Source organism: Exiguobacterium sp. s70, assembly GCF_018618315.1.
Classification (GTDB): Bacteria; Bacillota; Bacilli; order Exiguobacteriales; family Exiguobacteriaceae; genus Exiguobacterium; species Exiguobacterium chiriqhucha.
Genome location: NZ_JACSLV010000002.1, coordinates 594,403 through 608,124, shown reverse-complemented (window position 1 = coordinate 608,124; position 13,722 = coordinate 594,403). Strand labels below are relative to the sequence as shown.

15 protein-coding genes and 1 pseudogene are annotated in these 13,722 nt (G+C 50.9%); 2 read left to right on the top strand and 14 right to left on the bottom strand.

Going from position 1 to position 13,722, the window contains the following annotated elements:
• Position 1: 1 nt before the first annotated feature.
• The 11 genes and pseudogenes from KNP84_RS07790 to KNP84_RS07740 all read right to left on the bottom strand — a co-directional run bounded on the left by KNP84_RS07790 (position 2) and on the right by KNP84_RS07740 (position 10,344).
• Positions 2–1,231: a toxic anion resistance protein gene (locus KNP84_RS07790; RefSeq protein ID WP_021067252.1), complete on the bottom strand. Its 1,230-nt coding sequence runs from the start codon at positions 1,229–1,231 to the stop codon at positions 2–4.
• Positions 1,215–1,931 (bottom strand): 5-bromo-4-chloroindolyl phosphate hydrolysis family protein, encoded by a 717-nt coding sequence (locus tag KNP84_RS07785; protein ID WP_214832804.1) that lies wholly within the window; start codon positions 1,929–1,931, stop codon positions 1,215–1,217. The genes KNP84_RS07790 and KNP84_RS07785 overlap by 17 nt, the downstream gene beginning before the upstream one ends.
• A gap of 181 nt (positions 1,932–2,112) precedes the next feature.
• Positions 2,113–3,465, bottom strand: a complete 1,353-nt coding sequence (locus KNP84_RS07780) for a sodium-dependent transporter (RefSeq protein WP_215114559.1) — start codon at positions 3,463–3,465, stop codon at positions 2,113–2,115.
• A 133-nt stretch (positions 3,466–3,598) separates the two neighbouring features.
• Complete coding sequence (locus KNP84_RS07775; protein ID WP_214836183.1) at positions 3,599–4,477, bottom strand: diacylglycerol/lipid kinase family protein; 879 nt, start codon at positions 4,475–4,477, stop codon at positions 3,599–3,601.
• On the bottom strand, positions 4,474–5,979 hold the full coding sequence (locus tag KNP84_RS07770; protein ID WP_021067248.1) for an ABC transporter permease/substrate-binding protein: 1,506 nt from the start codon (positions 5,977–5,979) through the stop codon (positions 4,474–4,476). The genes KNP84_RS07775 and KNP84_RS07770 overlap by 4 nt, the downstream gene beginning before the upstream one ends.
• Positions 5,980–5,989: 10 nt before the next feature.
• A pseudogene (locus KNP84_RS07765) lies at positions 5,990–6,706 on the bottom strand (ABC transporter ATP-binding protein); the annotation flags it as partial.
• Positions 6,707–6,875: 169 nt separating this feature from the next.
• Positions 6,876–7,625, bottom strand: a complete 750-nt coding sequence (locus tag KNP84_RS07760; RefSeq protein ID WP_215114558.1) for a 3D domain-containing protein — start codon at positions 7,623–7,625, stop codon at positions 6,876–6,878.
• A 226-nt stretch (positions 7,626–7,851) separates the two neighbouring features.
• Positions 7,852–8,316: a GDYXXLXY domain-containing protein gene (locus KNP84_RS07755; RefSeq protein ID WP_214799546.1), complete on the bottom strand. Its 465-nt coding sequence runs from the start codon at positions 8,314–8,316 to the stop codon at positions 7,852–7,854.
• Positions 8,313–9,506 (bottom strand): DUF2157 domain-containing protein, encoded by a 1,194-nt coding sequence (locus tag KNP84_RS07750; RefSeq protein ID WP_058763430.1) that lies wholly within the window; start codon positions 9,504–9,506, stop codon positions 8,313–8,315. The genes KNP84_RS07755 and KNP84_RS07750 overlap by 4 nt, the downstream gene beginning before the upstream one ends.
• Positions 9,507–9,523: 17 nt before the next feature.
• Positions 9,524–9,700 carry a DUF2187 family protein gene (locus tag KNP84_RS07745; RefSeq protein ID WP_232939448.1) on the bottom strand — a complete coding sequence of 59 codons (177 nt, stop codon included), beginning with the start codon at positions 9,698–9,700 and terminating at the stop codon, positions 9,524–9,526.
• Between the two features lie 65 nt (positions 9,701–9,765).
• On the bottom strand, positions 9,766–10,344 hold the full coding sequence (locus KNP84_RS07740; RefSeq protein WP_371819368.1) for an NUDIX hydrolase: 579 nt from the start codon (positions 10,342–10,344) through the stop codon (positions 9,766–9,768).
• Positions 10,345–10,499: 155 nt separating this feature from the next.
• Between KNP84_RS07740 and KNP84_RS07735 the strand changes: the two genes are divergently transcribed.
• The gene (locus KNP84_RS07735) at positions 10,500–12,032 is read left to right on the top strand and encodes an FAD-dependent monooxygenase (protein ID WP_353049103.1); all 1,533 of its coding nucleotides are present in this window, start codon (positions 10,500–10,502) and stop codon (positions 12,030–12,032) included.
• A 35-nt stretch (positions 12,033–12,067) separates the two neighbouring features.
• Here the strand turns inward: KNP84_RS07735 and KNP84_RS07730 are convergent, their stop codons facing one another.
• Complete coding sequence (locus tag KNP84_RS07730; protein ID WP_021067240.1) at positions 12,068–12,316, bottom strand: hypothetical protein; 249 nt, start codon at positions 12,314–12,316, stop codon at positions 12,068–12,070.
• Positions 12,317–12,417: 101 nt separating this feature from the next.
• On the opposite strand from KNP84_RS07730, the gene KNP84_RS07725 reads away from it, so the two are divergent.
• The gene (locus tag KNP84_RS07725) at positions 12,418–12,705 is read left to right on the top strand and encodes a hypothetical protein (RefSeq protein ID WP_031200203.1); all 288 of its coding nucleotides are present in this window, start codon (positions 12,418–12,420) and stop codon (positions 12,703–12,705) included.
• Positions 12,706–12,823: 118 nt separating this feature from the next.
• Here the strand turns inward: KNP84_RS07725 and KNP84_RS07720 are convergent, their stop codons facing one another.
• Positions 12,824–13,399 (bottom strand): NERD domain-containing protein, encoded by a 576-nt coding sequence (locus tag KNP84_RS07720; RefSeq protein ID WP_021067238.1) that lies wholly within the window; start codon positions 13,397–13,399, stop codon positions 12,824–12,826.
• An 18-nt stretch (positions 13,400–13,417) separates the two neighbouring features.
• Entirely contained in the window at positions 13,418–13,717 is a 300-nt protein-coding gene (gene gpsB, locus KNP84_RS07715; protein WP_021067237.1) for a cell division regulator GpsB, read from the bottom strand.
• Between the last annotated feature and the right edge of the window lie 5 nt (positions 13,718–13,722).

The window sequence follows — 13,722 nt, the reverse complement described above, 5'->3', positions numbered from 1 at the left end:
TTCAATATCCAGTCTCTTTTGGTAACTCTTTGTTTTTCGAAGCAATCTCGATGACTTTTTCTTTCAACTCGTGCTCCATCCGATCGAGTTCACGTTCCGCCTCACGACGCTTCTGACGTCCCTCTTGTTGAATCCGGAGCGTCTCATCGAGCGTCGAGAGCAAGTTCTCGTGCGCCACTTTGAGCGACTCGACCGAGACGATGCCTTTCTCGTTCTCCGTGGCAATCTCGATTGACGAGTCTTTCAACATCTTCGAGTTCTGCTCGAGCAACGTATTCGTCGTCTTCGTGACGTCTTGCTGCATCCGGAGCGCCGTCTTTTGCCGCGTCAAGCTGAGCGCGAGCACGACTTGGTTTTTCCAGAGTGGAATCGTATTGACGACCGCCGACTCGATTTTCTCGGCTAGAATCTGGTTGTTCTGCTGGATGACCCGGATTTGCGGGGCCATCTGTAGGCTGATTGTCCGGCTCAGTTTCAAGTCGTGCAACTTCTTCTCAAACCGGTCTGCGAGTTGAATCATGTCGTTCAACTGTTGCAGTTTGACCTGGTCTTTCGACATCTCGACTTCTTGACGAAGCGGGGCAATCTCATAGCTCCGTACGTGATCAAGCTTCGTCTCCCCAGCGGCGATATAGACGTTTAGTTCTTCGAAGTAGCGTTTGTTTTTGTCGTACATTTGATCGAGCATCGTGATATCCTTCATCAAACCGAACTTAGCTCGGTCTAGATTATGGATGACCTCTTCTAAATAGACACTCATCTTTTCAAACTGTAACTTATAGTTCTCGGCTTTCTTTTTGGCCCGGCCAATGAGCGGCAGGTTGTCCATGAAGCTCTTCTTTTCCGGTTGCAACATGTCCGGGTCCATCTTGCGCACATTCTGCATCAAGTCGGACAACAGCTTGCCGGCGTCTCCGCCATCTTTCATCCGGACCTCAGTCAAGATTTGGTCCGAGAATTGCGATAGTTCACGTTGTACGTTCGAACCGAACAGCATGACGGAATCCGTTTTTTTAATATCAATCGACTCTGCGATGCGTGTGATGCGTTCCCGGTGCGCTTGTGGGACGTCGGCATTTACTTGAATGGCCGGCACCTCATGTTTCTCGGTCATCGCTGACCAGTCCACGGACGGGTCCGAAATCGCGTCGGTTTCCGTCTTCGTTTTCGTTTGGGAAGTAAGTTCTTCTTCTGGCCATGACTGCCAGTTCGTTTCATTCGATGAAGTCATGCTTTTTTCTCCCTTCTGGTTGATCGGCCAATACTCTCTCCATCATGATCAACTCTCGTTCAAAATCGACCGCGTCATCTTCGAGGAGACGACTGCGCTGTTGTTTGAACTTGTCGACGATGAGCCGCATGTTGGTCATCAACTGTTCACGTGTCTCTTCTTGAATGACGACCCGTTTTCCTTCTAGTTCTTTGAATTTCAATACGACCGATACGAGCGAGTCCAAATAGAACGTGAACAAGTCACGGACATGCTTGGCATCTTGAGGATTCTCGAACAGCTCAGCGAACAGTTCGTGTGCTTCTTTCGAGACCGCCTTCATCTCACGCCGCACCTCGATGTCTTTAATCTCAGGCAAGACGCGGTCAATCTGTTGTAACTTCTCATAGCCTTGTTCAATCGTCCGCTGTAAAAATTGAAGCTCTAAATCATCTGTCGCTTCAAATTGGCGCACCGGTGCCGCTTCTTCGAGCGGTTTCAAGATGCGTGAACCGACGAACGGTTCGTCCTCATCGAGCAACAATTTCTTTTTGGCCCGCTTGGCGACGGGCGCCGGTGAGCGCTTCCGACGTTTGCTGTTCGACCACACTTCGTTCAATACGAGCGCCCCGACGATGATAAACAACCAAGAGAAATCAAAAACGCTTATGGCAAAATATAGGATTGCCCCGGTCAGGGCCCATTTCATCCATGTTTTCATCCGTTTCACCTCGTCTCATGATACTTCTATTGTACCTTACGTGACCCTTCAAAAAAAGTTTCGTCATCTTTATAAGCTTAGCATAACGTTCCCGCGCGCTCTCTCGGTCGCAAGAACGAAAAGTATTGCCGATAACTGTACAAAAAACCTCCTGATTCAACGAATCAGGAGGTTGCTTCCGTTATAATCTGACCCACGTCGTCACCATAACTACGGCGACCGTCACCGGAATGACGTACCGGATCAAGAAGTGCCAGATCGGGTACAACTTCACACCGATGTCTGACGTTTGAATCTCTTCTTTCAAAATGCGTTGATCGACGATATATCCGACGAAAATCGACGTCAAGAGCGCACCGACCGGCATTAATACGTAGCTAACGATGTAATCCATCGAATCGAAGAACGTGCGACCGTCTAAGAACTGCATCTCGCTCATGATACCGAACGAGAGTGCCGATGGAATCCCGACTGCGAAGACGATGGCCGCTGACAACAGGGTGACGTTACGCTTCGATATCGTTTGTTTCTTCTCGTTCAACTTGTCAGTCACACCTGCTACGACGACTTCGAGCATCGCAATCGACGATGTGATCGAGGCGAATGTGAACAATAAGAAGAACAACACCATGAAGAATCCACCGAGCGGTACTTGGTTGAAGACGGCCGGCAAGACGACGAAGAGAAGCGCCGGTCCCTCTGCCGGGTCAAGACCCGAAGCGAATACGGCCGGGAAAATCGCGAGGCCTGCCAATAGCGAGACGGCGATATTCAAGAGAACGATCATGTTCGCTGAACGATTGAGCGTACCTTTCGTCTGAATGTACGAGGCGTACGTCAACATGGCCGCGACACCGAGCGATAGCGAGAAGAACGCTTGACCGAGGGCGAACAAAACCGATTCACCGGTCAAGGCCGAGAAGTCAGGCTGCAAGAAGAAGCGAACCCCTTCCATCGCACCGTCGAGCGTCAACGAACGGATGACGAGCACGATGAAACTGACGAACAAGAGCGGCATTAAAATCTTACTCATGCGCTCGATGCCAGCCTCGACACCTTTCAAGACGATTAAAAGCGTAATCAATAAGAACAAGAACTGACCGAACACGGCGATGCCTGGAGATGAGACGACATCTCCGAAAACGACACCGAACTCGTCGGGAGAACGTCCGTTCAATGTCCCGCTCAATCCGAGCCCGACATAGATTAAAACCCAACCGCCGATGACACTGTAGAATGAGAGCAATAAGAAACATGCGATGACGCCGAGGTAGCCGACGAGTGTCCAACGCCCGTGGCCTAATTTTTTGAAAGCGAGCAGTGCCGTCTTTTGTGTCGAGCGTCCGACGATGAATTCACCAATCAATAGCGGTAACCCGAGTAAGAGCGTGAACGCTAAAAACATGAGCAAAAAGGCGCCGCCTCCACTTGTGCCGGTGACATACGGAAATTTCCAGATTGCACCGAGACCAATCGCAGACCCTGCGGCCGCTAAGATGAATCCAATTTTTGAGGCGAACGAATTTTGCGCCATTACCATCCCTACTTCCTGTTTTCATATCTTTTTTCATAATAATAGTGAAATACTAACACGGTTCAGAAATGAGAACAACTAAAAACAGAGAAAAGTCTGAATTCTTTTCTCTGTCAGCAATTTTTATAGATTTTTAGTGTGACGGGACAAGAAATGACAACTCGCCCGGCAAGACATCGATATCCAACCGTTCAGCCTCGAAGTGCTCCCCATCGACGTCGATGATTTGAGATTCACTCAAATGGACGGTCAGTTGAGACATCTGTAGATGCACCCATTCCGGAGACGACTGTTCGAGTCCGAGCTGTTGGGTCAACAATTGACGAATCATCGGGAAGCCGATGGCGGAACTATGGACGACCTCGACGAGTCCGTCCGTGAACGATTGGGTCGGGAGCTTCGTCGGTACTGTTCCAAGATAAGCCCCGTTCCCTACATATAAGAAGCTGACTGGTCCATCGTGGACGACTTCCCCTCCGTGTTCGATGCGAACGTCGAACGGATCGAGTTCACGAAACTGCCGGATTGTCGCTAAAAAGTAACCGATTGACCCGAGTGATTCTTTTTGGAGCGGATCGATTTGTCTCGACGCGTCCGCGATCAGGCCGACCCCGATGAAGTTGAGCCCGTACCGTTCGTTGACTCGCATCACATCGACCTTTTGCGCGTAACTCATCTTGAACAAACGGGCCGCCTCGATCGGTTCGACCGGTAGAGCGAGGGCACGGGCGAAATCATTACACGTGCCGGCCGGAATCAGACCGATTGTCGGCCGTTCATCCCGCGGAAGCTTCATCAAGCCATTGACGACCTCGTGAAGCGTCCCGTCCCCGCCGATGACAATCAAGTGCTCGTAAGCCCCGCTCTCTTCGGCGAAACGACCGGCGTCTCCTTGCGCGAGCGTCTTCCGAATCAAAATCTCATCGTATAACGATTCAATCGTCCCGACTACCTCACCGAGCATCGTCTCGTTCCCGCCAGACGTGGGATTGGAGATAATCAATGCTCTCATAATAAGCCCGCCTGCTCCAAGAAATCTTTCGCGACGTCATACGCCCGTTCATTCCCGTACGCGACGCGACGGTTCAATTCAGACATCTCTTCGTCAGTAATTTTACCACCCAATTGGTTGAGGGCATCCTCGATTTCCGGATGTTCATCGAGCGTCTCTTGTTTCACCAACGGAGCTCCTTGGTAAGGTGGGAAGAACTGTTGATCGTCCTCGAGGACAAGCAATTCGTTCTCGGCGATATCCGGGTCGGTCGCATACGCATCGACGAGGTTGACGTCTCCACGTGCGATAGCACGATAGCGCAACTTTTGTTCCATCGAGACGACCGACGGGAAATCGAGTCCATACGCTTGTTGCAGTCCCGGGTATCCGTCTTCACGGTCCGTGAACTCGAGCGTGAATCCAGCTTTAATATCCGATTGAACGTTTCGTAAATCCGAGATGGCCGTGATGTCTTCTTGCTCGGCATAGTCGCGTGGGATCGCGATGGCGTACGTGTTGTTGAACTGCATCGGTTCAAGCAACGCATAGCCGTCATCGGCGAGCGCGTCCCGAGCCTGTTCATACACTTCACGGGCATCGTTCGAGTTCGGTGTCTCTTTCACGAGACTCGCGAGCACCGTTCCTGTGAATTCTGGATAGATGTCGACATCGCCAGATTGTAACGCGCCCCAGACGAACGTCGTCTCTCCGAAGTTCGGACGGACGGATACAGACAAATCAGTCTGATCTTCAATCAACAGCTTATACATGTTCATTAAAATCTCAGGCTCTGGCCCGAGTTTCCCCGCGATGACGAGGTCGGTCTGTTGCGTCCGACCGAATGCGAGCGGGGCCGCGACGATGAGCGCCAACACGGTCGAGACGGCAATCAATTTCGTCTTGTTCCGGGTTGCCGTCGCCCCTTCCATTTGGCGAAGCAAGAAATCAAATAACAAGGCAAGGATGGCTGCCGGGATTGCCCCGAGCAGAATTAAGTAATTGTCGTTTCGGTTGATGCCGAGAAGAATTAACGTCCCGAGCCCACCTGCGCCGACGAGAGCAGCGAGGGTCGCCGTTCCGACAATCAGCACCATCGCCGTTCGAATCCCGGCCATGATGACTGGTAGCGCGAGCGGGAGCTCGACTTTCATCAAACTTTGGTTCGGTTTCATCCCACAAGCCCGGGCCGCTTCGATGAGCGATTTATCGACCTCGTTCAGCCCGGTGAAAGTATTTCGTAAAATCGGGAGCAAGGCATATAACACGAGGGCAATCGTCGCCGGTAAAGCACCAATCCCGACGAGCGGAATCATAAGACCGAGGAGTGCCAAAGAAGGAATCGTTTGAATGATGGCGGTAACGCCGATGGCGGTCTCGGCCACTTTCTTGCGACGCGTCAACCAAATCCCGAGCGGAACGGCGATTAAGACGGCTATCAAAAGTGATACGACGGAGAGCTGCAAGTGCTCAATCAGCGCCTCAACGAGTTCGCCACGCCGGTTTTGAAATGTCTCAAGCATCTACCTCACCTCTTCCACGTTGTGTAAAGTCGAGGACGAACGGATCCGTACTCGCTCTAATTTCATCTGGAGTACCGATAACGACCAATTCGCCATCACGCATCAAGGCGATGCGATCCCCAAGTTTCATCGCTTCTTGCATGTCATGGGTCACGAACAGAATCGTCTTCCCGAGCTCATCGTTCAAGCGTTTAATATCATCTTGAAGTTGACCTCGGCTAATCGGATCGAGCGCCGAGAACGGTTCATCCATCAAGATGACTTCCGGATCGGCTGCAAGCGCCCGCAGTACGCCGACGCGTTGTTGCTGTCCACCGGATAGTTCCGTCGGCTTTTTCACTCGCAAGACCGGATCCAGCCCTGCAATGTTCATGAGTTCGGTCACGCGGTCCTTCGTCTTCTGTTTAGGCCATTTCAATAATTCGGGAACGACAGAAATATTTTCCTCGACCGTTAAATGAGGGAATAAGGCAATTTGTTGAAGCACATAACCAATGTTGCGTCGCAACTCGTATATATCGAATTGATAAATCTCTTTCCCGTCGATGAGGATTTTTCCATCTGTATGGTCAATCAGTCGATTCACCATCTTCATCGTCGTCGTCTTCCCGCACCCCGATGGCCCGATTAAGACAAAAATCTCTCCTTTACGGACTGTCAAATCCAAGTCTTTGACGGCTAGCGTCCCGTCTTCGTAGCGCTTGGACACATTTTGAAATTCTATCAACTCTACCCCTCCTCGGCTCGTAACTTTTTCATGAAAGTCAAATATTAGTTTGCCCGTTTCCAACGTTTGTTAAACAATCGGACGTGCTATCTGGTGCGTATGGACACTGCCGGTAAGCAAAATCATGAAGCAAGGCACAAAAAAGGTCCTCCTAAAGGAGAACCTGCTGTTATGGAAGTGTAATCGTGATGTGGCGACGACCCCAGTTGATGGCCTCGTCTTTCGTGTCGACGAGCAAGTCGACGATATTTCCTTTGATGCGTCCACCCGTATCCAAGGCAATCGCTTGACCGACACCTTCGATTTGAACAATCGTTCCAAGTGGGATGACGGCTGGATCGACTGCGATGATACGCATGCCGTTATAGAAAATCGAATCCGTGACATCATGACCGGTTGCCGTCAAGACGCGGCCCCCGTATGAGCCGTTATCGGCTGCATCGTTCGTGTACGCCGTCGACTCGGCTTGAATGGAGCGTCCTGTCGTCGAGACTGGAGTTGCAGTCGTTGTCGACACCGTCGATTGCTTTTTCGTAGCTGCGGCTTGACGTTTCGCTTCTTCTTGTCGTGCCTGCTCGGCAGCGACACGTTTTTCTTCGGCCAAACGTTCTGCTTTTGCTTCACGCTCTGCCTGCTCTCGCTCGGCTTTCTCTTCGGCTACCCGTTTTTCTTCCGCAATCCGTTTCGCTTCAGCGACACGTTTTTCTTCCGCGATCCGTTTCTGTTCGGCTAGTCGTTTTTCTCGTGCAATCTTTTGCTGGCGTTCTTGCTCGATTGCTTTTCGTTCCAATTCAAGTGGGTTTTGGACAATTTTTTGTTCTGTCCCAATCCCGATTTGGGCGGCATCGGCCGTTGCGGCAAACGCGAACGTTCCCACCGCCATAAGTAGGACAGTCATCATATATTTTAAGGAATGCATAATCAATAGGTCAGCACCTTTCTCGTCATCTAACGAACAGGAGTTAATTTACCATGCCCGTCCGACCCCGAGAAGGGATTTTGATGAAGTGAAATATTTCTGACACATCGACTCTCTGTCGGTTACAATCTGTAACATTTACATGAAACATAGCGCTACCAAGCATTTTTATAAAAAATTACAGATTCGTTACAACACGACGTGTAACAAATCTGTAATCTGATTGTCATTCTGTTTCAGCTTCGGTCGAGCGCAAATCGTGAGGTCTTACCATGCCCCAAGGTGCCACGTCGACGTCCACTTCGAACGTCTTCGCCCCTTCGATTGCTGATGTCTCTTCCTCAGCGACACGATACGAACTCATATCATCAATATATACTTGGCGGTCGTAATAGTTGGCCCGAGTGCCTCCGAAAAACGGCCGTGAACTGACCCGGTCAATGGTCGCATATCCATCGTCCCCCGTTTTGAATGAGACGTATACTGTCCCTGACTCGACATCTTGTCTTCCTTCGAACGAGTCATACTCCAAATAGACGAAGTCTCCGAAAAACGGGTCGTACGGTTCGTAGGAAGTCGCTTTGAACGTATATGTCTCACCGAACCAGGAGACCGCATAGACGAGCAGTATAAACCCGACGGCAATCAACACTTGCACAATCGGTACTAGCCAAGGCGTCAATCGTTTCATGTCTGAGCATCCCCTCTCGTCGTACGACTACGGCTGCGCCACCACAAGGCTAGCGACAATGCGAAGACGATCAATGCTCCGATGAGGAAGAAGAGTGAAATATCAAGTTTATCCCACACATAGATGAAGTAGATCGTCATTTGAACGAGTAAGAAATAGATGAAGGCGAGCACGATCGGTTTGCGATTGTGGTCTTGATAGACGAGATAAGCGAGGGCGACCGCTTCAAGCAGGATGGCCAGCAAGATGCCCGAATCCTCGAACAATGAGAAGGGGATGACGGCGAGCAGGCTGACCCACATCAAATCTGGACGTCGGTGCAACAAATAGACGGCGACGAGGACGACCGAAAGGATTGTCGCCTCGATGACCGACGGCGTTCGTTGCGACAACCAGCCTTCCGTCGCATTAATCAAATAGCCGATTGATAGGACGGCTGCGACGAAGAGGTACAGATAGTTCCATTGGGCCCGCTCCCGATAAACGAGAAACAAGACGTGTAGCGCAGCGAGTGCCCATAACGGCCAAAAGCGGCCTTCATAGTCGGCGTACTGACCAATCGTGATCAATAGGCCGTAGAAGCCGAACCAGGCGAAAATGCGATCGAGCTCGTTGTCCCCATAATGGAACCAGACCCACGTCACGATCAATCCGAACGCAATCAACGTGATGCCGATGCCTTGAAAACTATTCGTGATTGCCAAAAAGGCGGCGAGTGCGGCCAAGAACGTAAAAATCGGATGTTTGAAAATCAATTTGTGCATGACGGCGACGGCAAGGAATAACCAGAATAAGAACGGAATTTGCGAGGAAAGATTATACGTCGAGAAAATGACGATCATCGTGGCGACGAAAAAGGCGACGCCTAACAGTCGGAATAGCGTGACATAGCGTGACGCTTTCACTTGCAGGCGTTCGGCGGTCACATACATCCCGACCATAAACACGAGGAAAATAGCGACTTTCACAAGATCAGGAATCGCTTGCCAATTGGCCGCGACAAAACTGAATAGACTAAGTGCGAGCAAAATCGATCCGATAATCACAAGAATAGGCGGTTTGTGCTCACGTTTGTCACCGACCGCCAACTTCTTATGTTCATACTCGACCAAGCGCTGACCGGTCACTTCATCCAGTAAACCGGCCTCTTCCCATTCACGAACTTTTTTGTCAATGGACACCTGAATCATCCCTTTCGATTAAAAGGTCAGCTGGCGCGTTCGATCAATTCCAAATCTTTTTTCAGTAAAACTTGCTTCTCGAATTCGAGACCAAGCTGTTGAAATTCTTCCATGATGGAAACGTCCCCGATGACCGTATTGGTCAATACGGCAGTCACTTCTGCGACCCAACCTTCACGAGTTGACTTGACGATATCACCCACAACGAATTCTACAGACACACCCATTCACTTCCAATCTTAAATTTGTTTCTATCATTATAACGAAATTATATCGGTTTGAATACGTTTTCTTTAAGCCGTTTAATAAATTGTGTCAAAATTTTTCCAGTCAATCCCCAAATAATGTAGTCTTCATGTTCATAAAAAGGTTCTCTCATTTTAATTACCCGTTTTTCGTACGCTTTAGCATTCGCCATCCGGTCAAACGGAATATTTTGATCAGGATTCATCGTCCATTCCATCTCGCCGTGGAACGGGTCGAGCAACAGCAACGTCTCGACCGGGATTGAGAACAGATGGTCGACTTCATCGGTGTGACGGACGTCTGGGAGCTTCGGAATCACTCCGACGAACGGATAGATCAGTTGCCGATGTGGCGTTGCGAGGGGTTGCAGGCGACCGATCACTTCAATCTCTTCCACCGCGAGCAATAGCTCCTCACTCGTCTCACGAACAGCCGCCTCGACCGGGGTCTCGCCAGGATCGAGACGGCCGCCCGGGAATGAGATTTCTCCAGGCTGGCGCCGCATCGTATGGGCGCGCACTTCAAAGATGACATGCCACGCTCCATCGACCTCGACCAAAGGAATCAATACGGCAGCCGTCTGTTCATAATTCTCTTCCATCGAAAAACTGTCACGCAATTGTTGTTCCGTGATCCACGATTGTTTCATGTTCTCCACCTCATTCTCTATGTTTCTACAGTTCCACCGTTGTCTCCTCGTTTAAACGCATCAAATGTCGGAAATATCATTATTAATGATAGGAGATGGTAGATGTGGTGGACAAACAAGTTGATGTATTGATTGTCGGGGCGGGCCCGACCGGACTCACGCTCGCGCTGACGTTAGCCAGATATGGAATCTCATTTGAAATCATCGATCGCAAGACGACACCGTCGAACAACTCCCGCGCCATCGGGATTCAACCGCGGACGATTGAAGTCTTCTCTCGTCTCGATGTCGCCAAAGAAGTGCTCGACCGGGCGCGGACCATCGAGAAAGGAAATCTATATTTTTCAGGACAATGGACGGCCAAGCTCGAATTTTCCCGTCTCGTCACGCCCTATCCGTTCGTGACGTTGCTCCGTCAAAACGAGACCGAAGCAATTCTCGAGGCGGCGTTAAACGAGCACGGGCATTACGTCCAGCGTGGGGAAGCGCTCGTTTCGCTGACACATTACCCGTCTCGTGTGCTCGCACATTTGGAGTCAGACTCAAACCGGACAATCGAGGCCAAATATGTCGTGGCGGCCGACGGAGCGAACAGTACGATTCGACGCATGCTCGCTCTGCCGTTCAGCGGAAAATCGTTTAAGGAATCGTGGGTGCTCGCCGACATGAAAGCTAAATGGAACATCTCGCGTGAAGAGGTGCATATTTTCTTTTCGGACCGCGGTGTATTGGAAGTCTTCCCGCTCACGGACGACACGATTCGCATCACCGGCAATCTCGCGAGCGATGAGTCGTTCAGCGAGGCGGAATTGCGTGAGTTGATCGAACAGCGCAGCCATATGGATGTCGAAATCGACGAGGTCGAATGGTTCTCATTGTTCCGGGTCCATAACCGCATGGTTGACTCATTCATTCACAATCGCGTCATTCTCATGGGTGACGCCGCCCATATCAATTCACCTGTCGGCGGACAAGGGATGAATACCGGCATCGCCGATTCGTTCAACCTCGGCTGGAAGCTGTGGCTTCATTTGAAGGCGGGTGCCCCGTTCCGCGTCGTCGATTCATATCGCGATGAGCGCGAACATGTGGCCCGTAACGTCCTGCAGACGACGAACGTGGCGACCGAAGTGTTGCAGACGACGCTCCCAGTCCTACTGCCGTTCCAAGCACTAGGCGCCGACGTCTTTACGCGCGTCAATCTCATCAACCAAAAAATCACGGAACGGATTGCCCAGCTACACTTGTCGTATCCTGGACATTCCCGCGTCCCGTTCTTACGCGTCACCGAAGGCAAAATCTTCCCGGAAATCGAGATTATCCGGACGGACGACGGGCTCCGCACGAAGATTTCAGAAGTCGCCGACGGCCGCTTCCAAGTGCTCGTGCTCGACGACGATAAACGGGACGCGAGCGCGTTGTATGACTATTTGAACGACCATCAATCGTTCTTCCAAATCATCACGCTGTCGAAGACGAGCCGTCCCTTCTTCGATCAAGGCAACGAGCTCGCGAAATCGCTGTTCATGAAACGCGGCGTCCTCGTCATCCGTCCAGACGGTTATCTGCTCCACAAGCAGCGGCACCTTCGCCCGGAAGCGCTACAAGCGACGATGGCAGCTTGGTTGCCGTCCCCATAACAAAAGCTCCACTCGGATTTGAGTGGAGCTTTTGTTTACGCTTGATTGTAATAAAGCGTCCCTGGTTTCGACAGCGTCAAGTCATAAAACGCCTCGAACGCTTCGATATCTTCCAACTTGCGAAAATCGACTTTGTCCGTCTCTTCATTCGGGATTGCGACGATGATGCCATCATCGGTCTGTTTGATCATCCCGGTCTGTCCGTTATGGATGCGGATGTAGAGCACGTGCTTGTCTTCTAGCAGCGTCACGGCTTCGCGACGCGATTGAATCGTTGTTTTCATAGTCATCCCCCACTTTCTTTTGAGTATACCGGTCCATCGTTGTTGCTTTCAAGCGGTTGCGCCCTTAAAATTATGTAAAGAAGGGGTTGAACGCTTTGAATTTGGAAACTATTTTAATTATCGTCTTAGGCATCACATTCGTCGTGCTCGTCTCGATCCGCGCCGTCCGCAACTTGCAGTGGGTCCGCTTCGGTGAGGCGTTCGGCAAACAAGGCGAGGCGCTGCTTGACGACTATACGTACTTAACAGAACAAGGCATCACGTGTCGCGTCGAGCACGGTTTGCCGACCGGCCGCCTGTTCCGCCCGCTCGCCAAAAACTTGGACGACCGGGTCGCCTTGTTCGTCCATCGCAAAGACGAACAGAAGGCTCGACAATTATTGAAATGAAAACGACGCTGAGACTACAGCGCCGTTGTGTCAGGCTGTAGACATTAACATCGTCTGCAGCCTTTGTATTTGTCCGACCGGGCACAATGAAAATGGCGCTGACTCTTCAGCGCCATTTTCATTTATGTACTTGCCGCTCCGAGCAATAGTAGGCGATATGTTTAATCGTCGCCTCAGACAACAGCTCGAGCTTCGTCTTCGTGATGACATCGTCAATCACATCGAACGTCTCGGCACAGTTCGCTTTGATGCGTTCCACTTTGAGACGTGGTGTCTCCGGGAATATTAAAAATGACGTGACGGGAACAGCTTGTCCGCATTGCCTCTTCAAGACACTCCGGACGTGCTTCGTCATCCGCTCAAGTTCTTCCATCGGATGCGGATAGATGTTTTTCCAACCGAGCGGCGTCTCGAGACGACAATCTCGGTTCGTCATATGGACGGCCGACGTCGTCCGGTTGATGCGGACTAAAAAGACGCCCTTCGGTCCGACCAACACATAATCGAGCACGTCATCGCCGAGCTGGACGTGTTCAATCATCATCCAATCAAAGCGACATGTATGACGAATGATCTCGACGATCTCGTCCGTGTACGATTTCGGTGGTGTGATGACTTCTTCTTTCGTGCGGAACAAGCCTTTCGTCTGTCGTTTCTCAGGTTCTTTCTTGACGGCCGTCAATACTTGTAACATCTTCTCCACCTCCTCCCTTTATTCGCTTGGACCGACCTGTTTTCCGAAGACGGCCTTTTCTAAATTCGAGATGCGTCGCAACATGTCATAGTTCGACGCGACAGGCTGGGCCGGTTTGACCGGTTCTGCTGCTTGTTCGTTCGAACCGCGACGAAGCGACTCGTTCTCTTGGCGCAACCGTTCGATTTCTTTCGTCATCTTCTCGTAATCGCGGATGACGACGTCCAAAAACTGGTCGACTTCTTCTTGTGAGTAGCCACGGAGGGCGGTTTTGAATTCTTGTTTATAAATGGCTTCAGCTGTTAGTTCGGTCTGCATGATTT